The sequence below is a fragment of the Sphingobacterium haloxyli genome (assembly GCF_002980525.1).
GTDB lineage: Bacteria > Bacteroidota > Bacteroidia > Sphingobacteriales > Sphingobacteriaceae > Sphingobacterium > Sphingobacterium haloxyli.
Window position 1 is genome coordinate 308,701 of the sequence record NZ_PVBQ01000002.1, and the last position, 17,751, is coordinate 326,451.

14 protein-coding genes are annotated in these 17,751 nt (G+C 43.8%); 4 read left to right on the forward strand and 10 right to left on the reverse strand.

All coding sequences use genetic code 11. The features are described from left to right. Positions 1-22 precede the first annotated feature (22 nt). Positions 23-688 carry a peroxiredoxin family protein gene (locus C5745_RS03190; RefSeq protein ID WP_105715521.1) on the reverse strand — a complete coding sequence of 222 codons (666 nt, stop codon included), beginning with the start codon at positions 686-688 and terminating at the stop codon, positions 23-25. 144 nt (positions 689-832) lie between these two features. On the opposite strand from C5745_RS03190, the gene C5745_RS03195 reads away from it, so the two are divergent. After that, positions 833-1,711 carry a helix-turn-helix domain-containing protein gene (locus C5745_RS03195; protein WP_105715522.1) on the forward strand — a complete coding sequence of 293 codons (879 nt, stop codon included), beginning with the start codon at positions 833-835 and terminating at the stop codon, positions 1,709-1,711. 67 nt (positions 1,712-1,778) lie between these two features. Here the strand turns inward: C5745_RS03195 and nagB are convergent, their stop codons facing one another. Then, positions 1,779-3,701, reverse strand: coding sequence for a glucosamine-6-phosphate deaminase (gene nagB / locus C5745_RS03200; protein ID WP_105715523.1), 1,923 nt, complete (start codon positions 3,699-3,701; stop codon positions 1,779-1,781). A 230-nt stretch (positions 3,702-3,931) separates the two neighbouring features. On the opposite strand from nagB, the gene C5745_RS03210 reads away from it, so the two are divergent. From C5745_RS03210 to C5745_RS03220, 3 genes are all read left to right on the forward strand, one after another. After that, positions 3,932-6,400: a TonB-dependent receptor gene (locus C5745_RS03210; RefSeq protein ID WP_105715525.1), complete on the forward strand. Its 2,469-nt coding sequence runs from the start codon at positions 3,932-3,934 to the stop codon at positions 6,398-6,400. A gap of 4 nt (positions 6,401-6,404) precedes the next feature. Further along, positions 6,405-7,817, forward strand: coding sequence for a hypothetical protein (locus C5745_RS03215; protein ID WP_105715526.1), 1,413 nt, complete (start codon positions 6,405-6,407; stop codon positions 7,815-7,817). Between the two features lie 92 nt (positions 7,818-7,909). After that, complete coding sequence (locus C5745_RS03220) at positions 7,910-9,340, forward strand: PepSY-associated TM helix domain-containing protein (protein WP_105715527.1); 1,431 nt, start codon at positions 7,910-7,912, stop codon at positions 9,338-9,340. Between the two features lies 1 nt (position 9,341). On the opposite strand, the gene C5745_RS03225 is transcribed toward C5745_RS03220, so the two are convergent. From C5745_RS03225 to C5745_RS03260, 8 genes are read right to left on the reverse strand one after another with little or no spacing between them, the layout of a single operon-like run. Continuing rightward, positions 9,342-9,692 (reverse strand): phage holin family protein, encoded by a 351-nt coding sequence (locus C5745_RS03225; protein ID WP_105715528.1) that lies wholly within the window; start codon positions 9,690-9,692, stop codon positions 9,342-9,344. A gap of 35 nt (positions 9,693-9,727) precedes the next feature. After that, positions 9,728-10,360, reverse strand: coding sequence for a molybdenum cofactor guanylyltransferase (gene mobA, locus C5745_RS03230; protein ID WP_165793004.1), 633 nt, complete (start codon positions 10,358-10,360; stop codon positions 9,728-9,730). A 22-nt stretch (positions 10,361-10,382) separates the two neighbouring features. Beyond that, complete coding sequence (locus C5745_RS03235) at positions 10,383-10,814, reverse strand: molybdenum cofactor biosynthesis protein MoaE (RefSeq protein WP_105715627.1); 432 nt, start codon at positions 10,812-10,814, stop codon at positions 10,383-10,385. Between the two features lie 2 nt (positions 10,815-10,816). Next, positions 10,817-11,053: a MoaD/ThiS family protein gene (locus C5745_RS03240; RefSeq protein ID WP_105715530.1), complete on the reverse strand. Its 237-nt coding sequence runs from the start codon at positions 11,051-11,053 to the stop codon at positions 10,817-10,819. A gap of 2 nt (positions 11,054-11,055) precedes the next feature. Next, on the reverse strand, positions 11,056-12,006 hold the full coding sequence (gene moaA / locus C5745_RS03245; protein ID WP_105715531.1) for a GTP 3',8-cyclase MoaA: 951 nt from the start codon (positions 12,004-12,006) through the stop codon (positions 11,056-11,058). After that, positions 12,006-12,734 carry a sulfite exporter TauE/SafE family protein gene (locus C5745_RS03250; RefSeq protein ID WP_105715532.1) on the reverse strand — a complete coding sequence of 243 codons (729 nt, stop codon included), beginning with the start codon at positions 12,732-12,734 and terminating at the stop codon, positions 12,006-12,008. Before C5745_RS03250 ends, moaA begins: the two co-directional genes overlap by 1 nt. Position 12,735: 1 nt before the next feature. After that, positions 12,736-14,223 carry a rubredoxin gene (locus C5745_RS03255; RefSeq protein WP_105715533.1) on the reverse strand — a complete coding sequence of 496 codons (1,488 nt, stop codon included), beginning with the start codon at positions 14,221-14,223 and terminating at the stop codon, positions 12,736-12,738. Beyond that, positions 14,216-17,728, reverse strand: a complete 3,513-nt coding sequence (locus C5745_RS03260) for a nitrate reductase (RefSeq protein WP_105715534.1) — start codon at positions 17,726-17,728, stop codon at positions 14,216-14,218. Before C5745_RS03260 ends, C5745_RS03255 begins: the two co-directional genes overlap by 8 nt. Positions 17,729-17,751 lie beyond the last annotated feature (23 nt).

The window sequence follows — 17,751 nt, forward strand, 5'->3', positions numbered from 1 at the left end:
CAATACAATCTTCCGCTATTTTTTATTTCAGTAGCTCCCTCAATTTCATATCCAGCTCTTCGCCATGCAAGTTGCGCGCTACAATAATACCCTCGGGGTCTACTAGAATATTTTGTGGAATCGCACGCACACCATATAGCGTTCCTGCTGCATTCTGCCACGATTGTAGATCGGAGATGTGTTTCCAGGTTAATTTATCTTTTTCAATAGCAGCGACCCAATCGTCAAGTTTACGGTCAAAAGAAACACCCAAGATCTCAAAATTCTTGTCTTTAAATTCAGCATATGTCTTGACCAAATTAGGGTTTTCTCTACGGCAATCCGGACACCAGGAAGCCCAGAACTCAATCAACACGTATTTACCACGTAAGTCCGAAAGAGAGAAAGGGTCACCTTCTGGAGTGAGTTGGGTAATGGCAGGTGCTTTTTTTCCCACAGAAGAATTTTCCAGGCGCTTGAGATAATAGCCAAATTGCTTGCCTTGCTTAGATTTTCGAACAGACTTGTCTAAACCTTTAAATAGCTTTTCCAGCTCTTTGTAATCGGGGTTGTATCCACCTACTCGCTGTATTGTTTTTAATGTTTCGACACTGGAAGGGTTTGCCTCGACCTGCGCGATAAGTTCTTCCTTCGTTTGTGCAAAGAGAAGTGTCGGAACGGCTAAGAGGAAAGTAAATATGTGCTTCATTGCGGTTGTCATTTTTTTTATCAAAAGTAAAGAATTTTTATTTTCTAACCATTATCTTGGGTCAGGGCATTGTAAATTGAGGGGATAATTGCAAAACACAAAAATATCGGTATATTTGCTTTGTGTGGAATTAATCTAAATAAAATGGTAGGTAGTTGTGCGTTGATCGACACGCAATACGCTTTTCAATATCAATACATAACAGGAAATACGCTGTTTTCTTATCAAACAGAAAGAGCTTGCTATGTCAATGTGCTTTCCCATGATTGTTCACAAACCGTTCATTACACCTTATCCTACGATTCGTACGTTTTGCCAGAAGGGCATAATGTTATTCATTATCTCGAGGCGCGCAGTACAGTCGAAATACGAAGCGAAGACGAGCGCAACTATCTTGTCATTGTATTGATCGCTCCGGAAAGTCTTAATTTTTTTCACGATAAATATCAGCGCGAATCAGGAAGGTTTGCAGGAGGTTTTGTCACAAGAAGTGATACGCGATTTCGACTTTTATTCGAACAGCTTAATTCATTATCAGAGACGGATTTGCTCTACAGAATGCGTACAGAGCTGATTATTTTGGATTTTGTACTGCATCAAATCGAATCACTGGCTGTAGAAAGTGAAAGTACACAGCAGGTGGTCATGGTTAAAGATCATTATGCAAAAGTTTTACTTGCTAAACAAATTATTGAAGAGGATTTGTCAAAGAACCGTAACATCCCCGAGCTTGCCAAACAGGTAGGTACTAATGTACAATACTTAAAGAAGTATTTTAAGCAATATTTTGGTAAAACGGTTATGAATTACATCACGGAGAAAAAGATGGAATATGCCAAAGAACTTATCCTTACCGGCAACCACCGGATATCGGATGTGGCTCGAATGACAGGGTATAAACATGCTACCCATTTCACTACTGCTTTTAAAAGGCATTTTGGCTTCATTCCAAATTCCTTAAAATATAGCTTCCTGCTATTACAGGGGACTGAAATTATAGTAGAGCTAGGTTATGTTTGGTAATTTTTATAAAATAATGGCAACAAGTGACGAGTAGCTAGATTCCCGTCACTTGTTATTCCGTTATTTGTTACGCAAATTTCCATCTCACGAAAGCCTCAATTGCCTCGTAATCTGCCAATCCCAGTTTATGATATAACTCCGCTGTTTCGCTTGTTCGATTTTCCGCACGCACCCAAAATTCACGTGGGTCGTCCCCCGGAAACACAGGCACATCTTTTTGGGATTGGTGTTTAAAGATAGCAAGACGCTTGCGTTTAACTTCTTGTGGAGAAAGTGGAACCGCCATTTCAATCTCGTGAATTGGATATTCATGCCAAGCGCCTCGATACAGCCATAACCAGCAGTCATTTGTCCAGTCATCTGTCTTTGATAGGCGCTTCAAGGCTTCGAACAGTATATCAAAACATACCTTATGCGTCCCATGCGGATCTGCGAAATCACCGGCCGCAAATACCTGATGCGGTTTTACTTTTCGGAGCAATTCCATCGTTTGCTGGATGTCATCTTCATAAGAAACTTCCTTGGAAAACTTACCGCGATCATAGAAAGGTAAATCTTGAAAATGAATATTATCGTCTGGAAGCCCCACAAAACGTGCCCCCGCGATAGCTTCTCCTTTGCGTATTAACGCCTTTACTGAACGGATGATTTCGGGATCGACCTGATTTGGCTGTTTTGTTTTGAAAAACTCTTTCGCTTCCTTATAGATTTTGGCAGTAACACCGTTGTCATCATCGACAGCAACGGCAAAATCTTGGACAAATTCGAGGTATCGCAATACATCGTCGTCCCAAACCGCCGTATTGCCTGAAGTTTGATAAGCAACATGCACATTATGTCCTTGATCAGCTAGCCGGATAAATGTTCCACCCATAGAAATGACATCGTCATCGGGGTGCGGTGAAAACAGGATAACATTTTTGTGTCCCGGTTCTGCTCTTTCGGGACGATTGGTATCATCTACTCCGGGCTTTCCTCCCGGCCAGCCGGTGATGGTACGTTGCAATTCATTGAAAATCCTGATATTGATGCTGTATGCAGGCCCTTTTTCCGTTACTAGTTGAGCCATACCATTATTGTTATAGTCGTCATCGGTAAGCTTTAAGATAGCTTTATTCAATTTCAATGATAACCACACAACAGCTTTTTTTATCAATGTATCGGTCCATGTTACTTCATGTGCTAACCAAGGCAAATCAAAACGCGTCAATTGTGAAGCCGCATCTCTATCCAGTATAAATTCGACCGAATCAGAAAGTTGGAGGTATGTGGCCGGTATGTCCGACGATATTTCTCCTTCCACAGCTTTTTTTACAATCTGCGCTTTTTTCTCATTCCAAGCCATGAGGACAATCTCTTTAGCTTTAAAGATGGTTCCAACCCCCATCGTCAGCGCTTTGGTGGGTACATTTTCTTTACCTCCAAAATCACGGGAAGCGTCCCGGCGTGTCAGGTCATCCAATACGACTAAGCGGGTACCCGAGTTTGGCGCTGAACCGGGTTCATTAAACCCGATGTGTCCTGTCCGACCGATACCTAGAAGCTGGATATCGATGCCTCCTAAATTGGATATTTTCTGCTCATATGCTTCGCAATAGGTGTGGATGGCATCCTCTGGCAGCGTACCATCAGGAATATTGATATTCTCCTGAAGAACGTCGATGTGGTCAAACAGATGTTTGTTCATAAAGGTCACATAACTTTGGGGAGCATCAGGTTTCATAGGATAATACTCGTCCAGATTGAATGTAACCACATTTTGAAAGCTTAATCCTTCTTCTTTATGAAGACGTACTAGTTCTTTATATACTTTAACGGGTGTGGCCCCGGTAGCCAGCCCCAATACCGCTGTTTCGCCTCTTGCCTGCTTTTCTTTAATGATGGTAGCTATACGATTAGCAACATCCGCAGAGGCTTCGTCCTGATTAGCGTACACCTTCACCGGTACACGTTCAAAACGAGTCTCCTCCAATAAGTTTAATCTTGCCATTAGGAATAATTATATTGTTTACAACCTGAGTAACAAATTTAACAATAAAAACCTTTCCAATCGAAGAAAGAAGCAAAATCCTGCAAAAAAAAGCATAAATCAGGGGTGCAATCGGTTGTTTATATATATTCCCATTTTCCGAATTTGAATATTTATTTTCCGATTGCGTTATTTTCTTATTTAGAATAAATCTATATTTGCACCGCATTACTATTTAGACCAGTTCTAAAATGAAGTTGGAAACATCGATATCATATACAGTAGTTTGTTTATTCACCTTATTGTCAATAACAGTTTTTGGGCAGCAGAGTACAGTAACGGGAAAAATCCATCTGGCCTCCGGTGAATCCATCAGCCATGCCACGGTACGGGTGAAAGGAACGGATATCAGTAGTATGTCCGATAAGGAGGGGCGTTACTCCTTAAGTAATGTGCCGTACGGAAAACGAGAAATTCAAATTACGGCTATCGAAATTGAACCTAAAACCGTCCAGTTAAGAGTAGACAAACCTATGCATGATTTTTCTATCGCGGTATCGACAACAGGTGATATTGCGATAGAGGGTGTGGAGGTAAGCCGGATGACGGAGAAAAAAGCGATGGAAACGAGTGGCTTTGCCGTGGCCGTTATTGAAACTAAAGAAGCTTCGCTTCGTAATCTGACAACTAATGAGTTGTTAGATCGGGCAGTGGGGGTACGGGTGAGACAAAATGGGGGAGAGGGTGCCCCCATTGAATATAACTTAAATGGTATGTCGGGCAGTACCATCGGTTTGTTCTTGGATGGTATCGAATTGTCGACGTATGGTTCTTCTTTCAATTTAAATAATATCCCTCCCGCCATGATTGAGCGAATCGAAGTCTATAAAGGTGTTTTGCCTTCTCATTTAAGCGGAAACTATATCGGTGGCGCAATCAATGTAATTATGAAAAAGGATGCCTCCGCTAATAATATTACAGCAGCAGTTTCTTACGGGTCGTTTAACACGTACCGAGCAGACGTAGGCGGGTTGTATCGCAACCAAAAGAATGGGCTTACTTTCCGGGCTTCAGGTTTTTATAGTCATTCCGATAATGATTACGAAATGTGGGGGAAATTTTCGAAATATACACACCCGAACGGACGCTTGAGTAGATACTACCGAACCAAACGACCGAATGATAAGTTTGAGACAGTGGGAGGTCGCTTTGAACTAGGATTCACCGATGTCAGTTGGGCGGATCAAATATTTGTAGCATATAATGTGTCTGATTCTTATAAGGAAATTCCTCATGGCATAACGATGACCAGACCTTACTTTGGACGTTTCAATGAATATCAGGCACATGTATTTAGCCTCAACTATAATAAAAGAAACCTGTTCGTTGACGGATTGTCCCTAAATGTTAATGCGGTTCATAGCAGACGCAACACTTATTTGCAAGATACAGTCAGTCGAAAATATAATTGGGACGGCACGTTGTTGATGGCGCCGCCTAACACTGATGGCGAAATTAAGCCTTATCCGCACGCGCCTGGACAAGGACAGCAGGGTGATGCTGTTATGAGTGATATTGATAGAAATATTTCGAACGTCCGTTCTAACTTGGCTTATATGGTTTATCCAGGACACCGTGTTTCTTTAAACCATAATTTTGAGAAATCGGGCAGAAATGACCGGGACTTGTTGAATCCAGAGAGAAGCCGTTGGATAACTCAAAACGACTTAACTACCAATATTTTGGCGATGAATTATGAGGCGGAAATGTTCAATGGAAGACTGAGAACCAATGTTTTTGGAAAATACATGCTTTACAATACGCTTCAACATGTTCCGATAAGAGAAGTGGATGGTGCTATCGTCTATGAAGAGAACAGGACAACACGGGACAATAAAGGTTTTGGAGGAACGCTATCTTATCAAGCTATAAAAGACGGTTTCTTGATTGCATCAGCGGAAAAATCATTTATTATGCCTACCGATCGCCATGTGTACGGCGAACCGGAAAACAATTTGCTGCCGAACCCCTACATTTTACCTGAAATGGCGATCAACTACAACATGGGAGCTCGTTACGGCATGGTAAACCTGGGTAAACACAAGTTATCCTTGTACGCAAACTTTTTCTGGCGTAACGGTTATGATAAAATTATACTACAGACGAGAGAAGACGAGGTTTTGGAAGGCCGTGAGAATCAAGTTGAGGACATACAGGTTACGCAATTCATTAACTTATCCAAAACACAATCAATCGGCTTTGAGGGAGAGGTAAATTATATATACGACAATAGATTGAATGTTATGCTTAACTTTTCCAAATTCAATTCTTTGTTTAAGGTAGAAACGGACGAAAGAGGCAATCCGAACAGCCTATATAACAGGCAAGTGCCCAATGAACCATTTTTTACGATAAATGGCAATGTGCAATATCGTTTAAATAATATCTTTCAACAACGTTCGGCTTTGAACCTCTATTATAATACAGGGTATGTAGCCCCATTCAGAACGATCTGGATGGAGTCTGAATGGTTCACAACCCCTACGCAATTTTCACATGACTTAGGAGCCAGTTATCGTTTTCCGCATGGACGGCTGGTGGCAAGCTTAGATGCAAAAAATATATTCAACGCCGAAATTTATGACAATTTTGGTGTACAGAAGCCAGGAAGAGCATTTTATATTAAATTAAACTATACAATAAATAATTTTAACAGATAAGACTATGAAAACTCATTTTTTAAAGTCGATAGTATGGTGTTCTGTACTCGCTACCACATTGGTTGGTTGTGATAAAAATGATGGACCCTCTAATGACCCCCAAATTTCTGGACCGGACGTATGGGAAAGGAAATACATTACCTTGACAGCAGCTTTTCCAGACGGTGAAGGCACGGCCGGCAATGGGGGAACAATGGCCTATGCTATTTCTCCTGAGCAAGCTGCAAATCCAGATTTCGAGATAAATGTTTTCACGAGTGGGTATCCTTTAAGGTCGCAGCGTACAGCACGTGTGCAGGGTTCGGCAAATGGAAACTTTCTTTATAATATTCAATACACCGGCGACGATGGTGGTATTTTTAACAAATATCGAGTTGAAGGTGCAGATAAATTTGAAGATACGCGTGAAGAAGTAAATACAGAGCCTATACTGGGAACAGCTCCTCGTTGGGTAGTGGCTGCGGAAGGTATTGGTGTGGGCGTATATGCATCAGCACAGGTTCAAGCGACAGGTGAAGGCGCCGGAGCGGACTTTATCGATGTAAAAAGTACCGCGAGAATAGCTGTGCTAGATCTAGACGATCCGCAAATTAGACGTCAGCACGAATTTGAAATCCCGTTTACGGCTGAGCAGACGAAAGCCGGGTATCAAATAGGTCGTATCGATGTTCCCGTTTTGAATGCTGCAAAAAATAAAATTTTTATTGGTTGTAACTTGACAAAAATAGATGTGACAGAGCCATCTGGCGTTAATAATTCCGGTAATCAAACCTGGACTCAAGACGAAAGAGAATTAGGGACAGCGACCTTGGTTGTAGACTTTCCTTCTTTAGGCAACCCCAAATTAATTTATGCCGACCCTGCGGTTAGTAAAACAAATAACCACGGTTATCGTACAATGACACAATACGTGGGAACGGACGGGAATGTTTATCAAGCAACTGCTACATCTGGTTCACAGATCTTGCGAATCAATAGCTCTACCAGTGAGTATGATAACAGCTATAATTTTGATTTAAAAACAGCACTTTCTGCTTCTAATAATATACAAATCAGAGCATGGAGATATATCAAAGAGGGTATCGGTCTTGTATTATATACAGAAACCAATGTCGATGGGGGGTATATCGCTGTTATCGATTTGAACGCAAAAACAGCAACCAAGTTAGCAACAGATAATCAAACGGATATCGGTTTTTCTGGCCGTTCAGCAAATCAATCTGCTGGTATAACTGCTATCACAGGTACATTTGGCCAATTTCAACATATCGGTGTGCACGGGAACAATGTATATATTCCTATGACGCCTAATGGAGTAGATGGTAATCTATATATATTTGACTTGGCAACAAAACAAATTAAAAAAGGCGCTAAACTTAAAAACCAATCGGGTAGCTTCTATATTGGCGCCTATTAATTGCCGGATAATAATAGTTTAAAAATCAAATCAGGTAAGACGATTCGTCGCCTTACCTGATTTTCTGTTTCAAAAATGAGAGAAAAAGGGAAATGAGTAAGCCTAGACGTAATAAGGATAACACAAGCTGGGTGAAAATCCGGAAATTTTTCAACGATATCCACCTATGGGGAGGTTTAGTGTCGGGTATTATTGTTTTTATCGTCTGTTTGACAGGGACGATTTATGTGTATAATACCGAGTTTCGAGAAGCCGCGCTGTCCGAGTACTATCAAGTAGAAAAAAAGGGTGAAAGGCTGTCACCAGATTACCTGCTGGCATTGGCGAAGCCTGCTATTGAAGGCAATATAGCGGGCATTAAAGTGCCTTTTTACGAAGGAAAGGCGACTGCTATTTTATACAATACAGAGCCCAAAGCAAAAGACGGCGAAAGAGCCGATTGGAAGAAAAAGCAAGAGCAGGAGGCGAGCAAAGCAACCGTAAAATCGGATTCAATAGTGAGCGAACCCCGGCAGGCTACGCAGAGTGTCGCTCATCAACATGGGGTCCACCGTGAAGCTCAAGCAGCAACTAAAGGCGACGCTGTGGCGAAAGCTCAGGCCAGTCGTCAAGTGTCGCCCGCTGGCGGCGGTGGACGCCGGAGGTTCCCTAATCAGATGATGGTCGATCCCTATACCGGAGATGTGCTGGGAGATCCATCCAAGGTGAAAACAAAAACAGCCGAATTCATGGGCAAAATGTTTGGGTTACACCGTTGGTTATTGCTGAACGAGATCGAAGAGCCGATTATCAACGGGGTGGAAAACCGTAAACTAGGCTCCTGGATTACAGGAACCGCGACGTTGTTATTTTTATTGGGTGTACTGACCGGATTGGTCATCTGGTTTCCTAAGAAAATGAGGGCTTGGAGGAATGGCTTTAAAATCCGTTGGACAGCCAACTGGAAACGAGTAAATCACGATTTACACAATACGCTGGGATTATACACTTGGATTATATTATTTCTCATGGCGGTAACCGGCCCATTTTGGTCGTTTGAATGGTATAGGGAGGGCTGGCAGAAGACGTGGGGGACCTATCAGAATCGGAACGCGCCTCGTGAAGAAAAGATTGAACCGGTATCAAAGTTAATCTATGGAAAGCGTGCGATGACGGTCGAAGAAACAATTCTGGCGGTGAATACTGCCTTGTCTTATGACGGCGATATTACGATAAATTTTGCTTCAGATAGTACGGGGACAGTCAGTGTTACGAAAAATAAAGTAGGTTTCTTCGCGCCATCGGCAAGCGATAGGTTGGTATTAGACCAATATACAGGAGAAGTACTGGAGAAAGACATATTCCGGGAAAAATCTATTCGGAACCAGATCGGCAGCTCTGTAAAAGCGCTACATATTGGTGATGTATACGGACCGTTCAGTAAATTACTGTATTTTATTAGTTGTTTGGTCGCGACGTCACTTCCGGTAACCGGTGTGCTTATTTGGGTTAATAAAATGAAAAAGAAAAACAAAAAGCGGTAACCTACCGCTTTTTGTTACCTCCGATACCACCAATAATCATTTCAATGATAGCTACAACAATAGCGAATAATGATGCAGTCCAGAATCCATCCACGTCGAATTTGGTTCCCATGAGCTTGTCGCTTAACAAGACCATTAATACGGTAATGATAAAGGAAACAAGCCCGAATGTCAACCAGTTTAAAGGAAAAGTAAATAGTCTTAAAATACCACCTACAATGGCATTTACCAATCCAATAACTAAGCCCGTTACGATTGCCCACCAAAAGCCAGCTACTTGTGCTCCTGGAACAATATAGGCCGCGATGGCAATCACTGCACCCGTAATAAATAAGTTGATAATAAACCTCATAATAAGTTGTGCGCTAATGTAATTTATGTTATAAATTACTCAAAAAAAGTGCCAAATAAGGTTTTTGTCTTCTGCCATTTACGGACACTGTCGGGTGTGTTGTAGTTTCGGAAATCTTTCCTATGTTCCGCAGCGGAGAGTTTTACCATACTGAGGTTTTTTATGGCACGGTTTACGGAAAAGTTAGTCAGGTGCCCTTTTTGATAATCGACGGATAACTTCTCTAATCCAGAAGCGGTGTAGATCGCACATAATGGTTCCAGATAACTACTCTTCGTATACAAATATACATCAGCATGTATAATCTGCTGGCGAATATCCAACAGACGTTGCAATATGGTAATTTCTATATCGATCATATCACATGGCAAGACAAATATATCTTTGACCGGGAACAGTTGATGTGCGCTCAACATACCCGCCAGAGGTCCTTTTACATCCACCCGATCCGTTACCAAAAACTCAGTAGGAAAAATCTTACTATAATTTTGTTGCTGGAGCGGATTAATAGAAAGATAGGTTTGCAGTCCTAGGCTGGACAGCCTATTGCACATATGCTCTGCCCAGGTGCAATCGCCCTTGAGTAACTGTCCTTTATCGGTTCCCATACGGCTACTTTTGCCGCCACATAGCACCAATCCTAACAACGTAGGTGCGTTTTTTTTCATAGCTAAAAGGATTATTACATTCCTATGTCGACTCCTGATGACAAGAGCAATGCCCTCCCCAAATCCGTTGGCCGTCCGCGAAGTATTCACACTTCCAAATGGGTGTCTCATGCTTAATGCGGTCAATGATATACTGATTGGCCTCGTAAGCTTCTTTGCGATGTGCTGCGCCGGTAACAACCACTACGGCAGTCTCCATAACCGGAACATTGCCTAGCCGATGGACTGCATAGGCGATCTGTAATTCCCAGCGTTGTTTCGCTTCGTCCAGTAGATCCGCGATCATCTTTTCAGCCATCTGCTCGGCAGCCTCATAGTAGAGATGTGAAACGTTCCTGCCGCGATGGTTATTTCGCACCTCGCCGCTGAACAGCACAATACCACCGGCTGCCACATGATGACAGTGCTCCCAAAGTGCCATCACGTCAATTTTTTCTGTACTGAGATGTGTCATCATTACCCTCCGCTGCTCGGTGGAATAACAAGGACAATATCTCCCTGACGAAGTAGATGGTCTTCATCTACAAACGTATTGTCTACGGCGAACCGGCATTGGCCTAGCAACGCAGATGCTAAGGGTTTTTGACCGCGCAGGTATTGGCGTAAACTCCCGATATCGCTGGGTATTTCTCCTAGATTCATGTCCGCAGGAAAGTAATCTTTCAACCCTGCATAAAATGTTAGTGTAACCATATTTATCCTCCAATTGTTAACATACTCATTTCACTTCCTGAAAATTGCATCTGTTTTTGCGCCAGCGCAGCATATAAACTTGCTTCCAGTCCTTCTCGACTGTTTATTTCCGCTAAAGATATAGGTACATCACTGCTTAAACAACCGTAGATATTCCCGTTGCTATCTAGCCGCAGACGGTTGCAGTCTGCACAAAAAGGCCGACTTTCATTGGCAATGATTCCAAAAGTGTTGCCGCAGCGTGTTGTCCAATATGTTGCCGTATCACCATATTTTTTCGGTTGTTCGCTAATTTGATAGACCGTGCTTATTTTGTCCAATATTGCTTGCATGGAGAAGAATTTATTGTCCTTTTCGCCAAACAGATGCCCCATGCCCATCAGCTCTAGGAAACGTATTTTAATATTGTTTTGGAAGGCAAAGTCAAGCAAGGGCAAAATTTCGTTGTCGTTCTCGCCGCGCGATAATACAGCGTTGATTTTTACATCTAGTCCAGCGTCTTTTGCGGCTGTTATTCCGGCAATTACGCGCTTTACTCCCTTTCGCCTTGTTATCTGGAGGAAGGTATTCTCGGTCAATGCATCCAGCGAGACATTGACCGATCGAAGCCCGGCTTTTTCCAGTGATTCGGCTTTTTGGGCCAATAGAAGACCGTTAGTGGTCATCTTGATATCCTTAATACCTGCATGTCGGATGGATGCTATTAGTTCGGTCAAACTGGTGTACAGTAGTGGTTCACCTCCCGTCAAGCGTACGGTTTGTAGGTGTAGCGTGTCATGTAAGCGACCAATCAGTGTACTGAGTTCGTGAACGGACAGCTGCGTCTTTTTAGGCTTTTTTATTGTACGGTCATCGTCACACACGCAATATGTACAAGCAAAATTGCATCTGTCGAGCAGGCTCACACGTAGCACTTTGAACGATCTTCCAATATGGTCTGTTAAGTTGTTCATCACATAAAAAATAATAGTTTGCAGGAAGCTATTAGTAACACCAGGCTGAGTAAAGTTCGTATTGTTGCCATCGGAAAACGGGTGCTCCCAAAATACGCACCAGTAAATCCTCCGACAGCCGCAGCGCAAAACCATATAAAAAATGGTGCGTCGAAATAGACAGGCGCCGTATTACCGAGCAATCCACTGAACGAGTTCAGCGTTATAAAAATAGCGGAGGTGGCTGCGGCCTCTTTCGCATTAGTCCATCCTAAAAGGATGAGTAAAGGGCTTAAAAAAATCCCGCCGCCGATGTTGAGCATCCCCGACAATACACCGATAATCGCACCTATCAACAATGCGAGGGGTATGTTTACGGGCTTACTTTCCTGATGTTCTTTCGGAGTAATGCCAAATAACCGAATTGTGGGCAATATCAACGCTAAACCAAGTAGAATGAAGTAGATTTTTCCTCCCAAGGCGTATTTTGCGCCGAGGAATGCCGCGGGTATAGACGTAAATATAAAAGGTAAACAAGTAGACCATCTGAAATGCCCGGCACGCTGAAACTGCACAAAGCCTGTGCCAGCAACCAGCATGTTGAGCATTAAAATAAGCGGTTTATACTGTGCCACAGGAATCGAAAAAATCGAGAAGACAGCGATATATCCGCTGGCACCTCCATGTCCAACAGAAGCATATAAAAAACCTACTATAAATAGGACTAGCGTTATGTAATATGCTTCCATGTCAAGTTGTTGTACTGATTTTGTTAATGGGTCTAAAATCCTTCTTAGGCGAATCGCACAACCCGCAGGTATAATCTACCGGCAAGTTAGCGAATTCCGTGCCCGGTTTTATGGATGCTAATAGGTCACCGTAGAACGGATCGTACACACTGAGACAATGCGAGCATTGGAATAGCGATTCCTGTGCGCCATGTGTAGGTTCCGGTAAAGCAACGACAGCCTGCTCATCAGGCATATCGGTGTTGTGTGGTGTGAGATCGTAGAAATGATCACAAAGTGTCTTCAAAGTTCCAGGTAGGACCTTCCCGGATATTCCTCGTTGGTATGGGACTAGCGTGTGGGAATTAGCGTTGAAATCTTTTGTGTGGAAAACGTCAAAAACACCTCCGTTGCTTTCTTCGCCAGTGCTTTTGATAATAATAGAGCCCCAAATACCACTGTTCGATCCGATCTTGATACCAAAGGACAACCTGTAGGTTCGGATATTCCAACGATCAAAATACCGAACGATGGAACGTTTCAGCTTCAGTGCGGGTTCGCACCAATCTTCAATCTGCCAATTCAGCTGGTTAGAAGCATGACGTAGATTGATGCGGTGCTTGTCGAGAATGCTATCCCACTCTTTTCGATCTTCCTGATGGATATCTTTAATGATTAACGAGCGCCACGGGGTTGTGTATAGTTGTCCGACGCGTGTTGTTTGGCAAATCTTACAGACGTCGAGCAAAAATGAAACCCGATAGCTTTCGTCAGGTTGGTATATGCCGAGCCAATATTTGTCGTCATATCTATTGAATCCCTCATAGTAGGGCAGCCGGAACTCAGATTCCACTAGCGGGGAAGCCTGCTCTTGAAAAAGGAACTGTTTCGATGCTGTCATGCTAGCTTCCAAAGTTGTACAGATGCCGGTTATTTCTTCTTCGGACACTTCTTTTTTACCGAGGATGGCGGTTTCCAGCTCTTCGCTAATGGGGGCAATATCTAGCGAATAGACGAGGGATGACCAGGTGTAAATCTGATTAGTTTTAGGCCAACGGATATACAGGTGCCAATAATTACCGATCTCGGAGGATACAAAATTGAGGTTGCCCGTATAATACGGTACTAGGGACTGAGTGGCATCAACGATGTTGATTTTGAACTTCGGTGTAGCGGTAAATGATGCTAAAATATCTTTATAGATTCCTTCTCGTAGCCAATTCGGTTGATTATAGATGCCGTCCGCTACATAGGAACTGACGATATTTGGATATCTCGTGTCGTTTACCTCATGTAACAGTTCTTGGTTGAAGAAATCGTACGCCAATTCTTCTATTTGTACTGGACTCGCCGAAAACAGGAGCTGTTGGCGGGTGCCAATTTTTACTTTTCTGATGCCTGCCGCGTCAATGGCCTCCAGTAGTACTTTAAAATCCCCTACGGACACAAAACCGCCGGAAAGATTGACCTTTACGCGTTGTTGTTGTTCCGATTTTTCATGATCAATCATGGGTCGCCTCCATTTCTTTTTGTTTGCCTAGAAAGTTCTCTAAAATCGTCAGTACCTGTGGGCGGCAAGAACCACAACCCGTTCCGGCACCACTGCTTTCGCAAAGTTCTTTCAGTTCTGTACAGCCTGATTGCATCAGCTTATCTAGGTTGCCTTCGCCCACTTGGCTACAACTGCAAACGAGTTTGCCGATTATGGGTTCCTTCGACGCGCCGCTACGCAACAGCTGTAAGCGCTTTTCGCTCAGTTCGGTCTTATTGATAATCAGGTCTTTGAATTCAAGAAACTCATTCTTGTCTCCGATTAGAATAGCTCCTACAAGACGATCTTGGTAGACGACGCATTTTTTATAATAGCGTTTCGCTTTGTCAATAAACACAATCTCCTCGTATTCGTCGTTTGGACAATCGACCATGCCAATACTGCAAAGGTCGAACCCCTGTATCTTGATGATATTCATAAAAATGGAACCCTCATAAATACTGGCGATATCGCCGTTATGATACCGAGCCACTACACTAGCTTGTTGCTCAGCGGCGACGGTAATACCATATAGTGTTCCTTCAAATTCCGCAATCTCGCCAACGGCATAGATCGACGGGTCGCTGGTTTGTAACCGATTGTTAACCACAACGCCACGTTGGCAATGCAGCCCGGCGGCTTTTGCAAGTTCGATGTTAGGAGTAGTACCGATGGCAACAATCACGGCATCGCACTTAATTTGGCGCCCACTCTTTAGCTCTACCTTGTTGACTTTGTTACGTCCGTAATAAAGCTGCACCTCATCGTTATAATACACGTCGCAGCCCTGCTCCACCATTTCTTCGTGGAGCAATTGGCTGCCCAAGACATCCAGCTGCCTGTTCAGAAAACGCGAGACGCGTTGTACGATTGTGATCTGTACGCCCATCTCCCGTAAGCTGGCGGCCATCTCCAGCCCCAGTAAGCCGCCGCCAATGATTACGACAGCGGCGTCTTTTCGGAGAAATTTGCGGAGATTGTCCGCGTCAGAACGCCGTCTGATGGTGAAAATTCCCGGCAAAGGTGGGATGTCCCTTGGCATAGCAGGTCGGCTACCTGTGCCTAGGATTAGCGTGTCGTATGGTGTCTTTACACCGCGTGAGTCCTCTACAACCTTATTTTTACGGTCGATATGGATTACCGTCGCACCTCTTACATGTGTAATATCATAGGTGCTCCTTTCCTCTTCATCCCGCATTTTGACTAACTCTTCCCACCGCTGATCACCACTCACGTAATGGGGTAACATCACACGGTTATAAAAAGGGAGGTTTTCGTTGCTGATAACGGTTATTTCGTCGACGGTATTGATTTCGCGGTAAGCTCTGATAAATCCAAAAGCACCGGCTCCTGCACCAACAATAACAATACGCTCACGAGGCTTGCTGTACGGCGTGACTTGTACAGCGCAGAACTTGAAGTCCGGCTCTTTGGAAATCGGATCGAGGAGCGTATTAGTCAGGTTGTTTGTCCGGTGCAAATCGCTACCGCCAAGCTTTCCCCAGTGCATAGGTAAAAAGACACAACCGGGTTTAATACCGTTGCTAAGGTTGGCTTTTACCCGTATGTTGCCGCGTCGTGAGATGACTTCCACCAATTGTCCGTCCATTATACCGATGTGGGTAGCATCATCTGGGTGGATTTCAAGTCGGGATTCGTTTATATGCTGCTTCAACTTACTTACTTTACCCGTCTTGGACATGGTGTGCCAGTGATCGCGGATACGGCCCGTGGTCAAGATAAACGGAAATTCCCTGTCTGGCATCTCGCTCTGGAAATTGACGTCTGGGCTGTGAATAACTGCCTTACGGGAAGGGGTGTGGAAGTTGTGGTCCGCAAACAAGCGCTTCGTACCTTGGTTTCTTCGCTTATAGTAGGGCCACTGGACGGTCTTATGCTGATCGATCAATGTATAGTTTAACCCCTCAATACCGATGTTGGTCTTGGCCGTCAGCAGCGTGTGTTCGCGATAAATCGATTCCGGATCGGGATAATCAAAGCTTGTAAATCCCATTTTTTTTGCAAAACGACAGATGATTTCAGCGTCTGGAAGAGCTTCGCCCGGCGGATCAATGACTTTGTGTAAATGACTGATTCGACGTTCGGAGTTGGTCATGGTGCCTTCTTTCTCGGCCCAGGCAGCAGCCGGCAAAATGACATCAGCATACGCTAGTGTTTGTGGTTTGTTACTTATTTCTTGAACCACTACAAACTTCGCCTTTTCAAGAGCCAGTTCAACTTTTCGTGTATCAGGCAGACTTGTCAATGGATTGGTGCACAATATCCAGATGGCTTTCAGTCGTCCATCGGCCAACGCGTCAAACATTTCGGTAGCTGTTAGACCCGCCTTTTCGGATACGATCGTTCCACCCCAAAAGTCGGCAACTTCCTGTCGATGGACCTCATTTTTCAGATCCCGGTGTGCAGGCAGCAAGTTGGCTAAGCCGCCTACCTCTCGACCACCCATGGCATTGGGTTGTCCAGTTAGTGAAAAAGGTCCTGAGCCGGGCTTACCGATTTTCCCGGTAATGAGATTGAGGTTGATGAGCGAAAGGTTTTTATCTACCCCCTTCACACTTTGATTGAGCCCCATGGTCCACATGGTCAGTAATGTTTTTGATTCACCGATATAGGCTGCCGCCTGACGGATTTCATCTTCAGCTATACGGCAGATGTTGGCAGCTTCGTTTATCGTGCGTTCCATCACACGTGCTTCGTATGCCTCAAATCCCTCCGTATGCTTTTTTATAAATTCGTGGTCTATGTCGCCATTTTCGATTAACAACCTGCCGATAGCATAATTTAAGATTATGTCTGTTCCCGGGTGGATTTGAAGGTGTAAGTCGGCAATAGCTGCGCTATCTGTTTTGCGAGGATCAACTACGATGATTCTAGTACGCGGGTTTTCAGCTTTATGTGCTTCCACCCGACGCCAAAGAATCGGATGACACCAAGCTGGATTAGCGCCTTCTATCAAAAGGCAGTCAGACAGTTCAATGTCATCGTAACAAATAGGCACGCTATCCTCTCCAAGGGCCATTTTGTAGGCGGCCACAGCGCTACTCATGCATAAACGCGAGTTAGTGTCTAAGTTATTGCTGCCAATGAAGCCTTTGATGAGCTTATTGATAACGTAATATTCTTCGGTGAGACATTGGCCTGAAGCGTAAAAAGCAACTGATTCGGGACCGTACTTATCAATCATGGTGCGAAAAACAGCCGCGGTACGGGTGAGTGCGTCATCCCAGCTTACCCGTTGCACCGGCATGCTGCGGTGGTACCGCATTTGAGGATATAGCAAACGATCAGATTTATCATTGACGGTATACTGTAGGTTCATCCCCTTGCTGCATAATTTTCCTTGATTGACGGGATGATCTTCATCACCCACCACCGTTATCAATCCGTGTTTTTCTGTCCGGATTTTAACACCGCATCCAACACCGCAATAACAACAGGTGCTTGTTGTTTCTGTTTCTTTCATGTCTAACAAAGGGAAAAATCAAT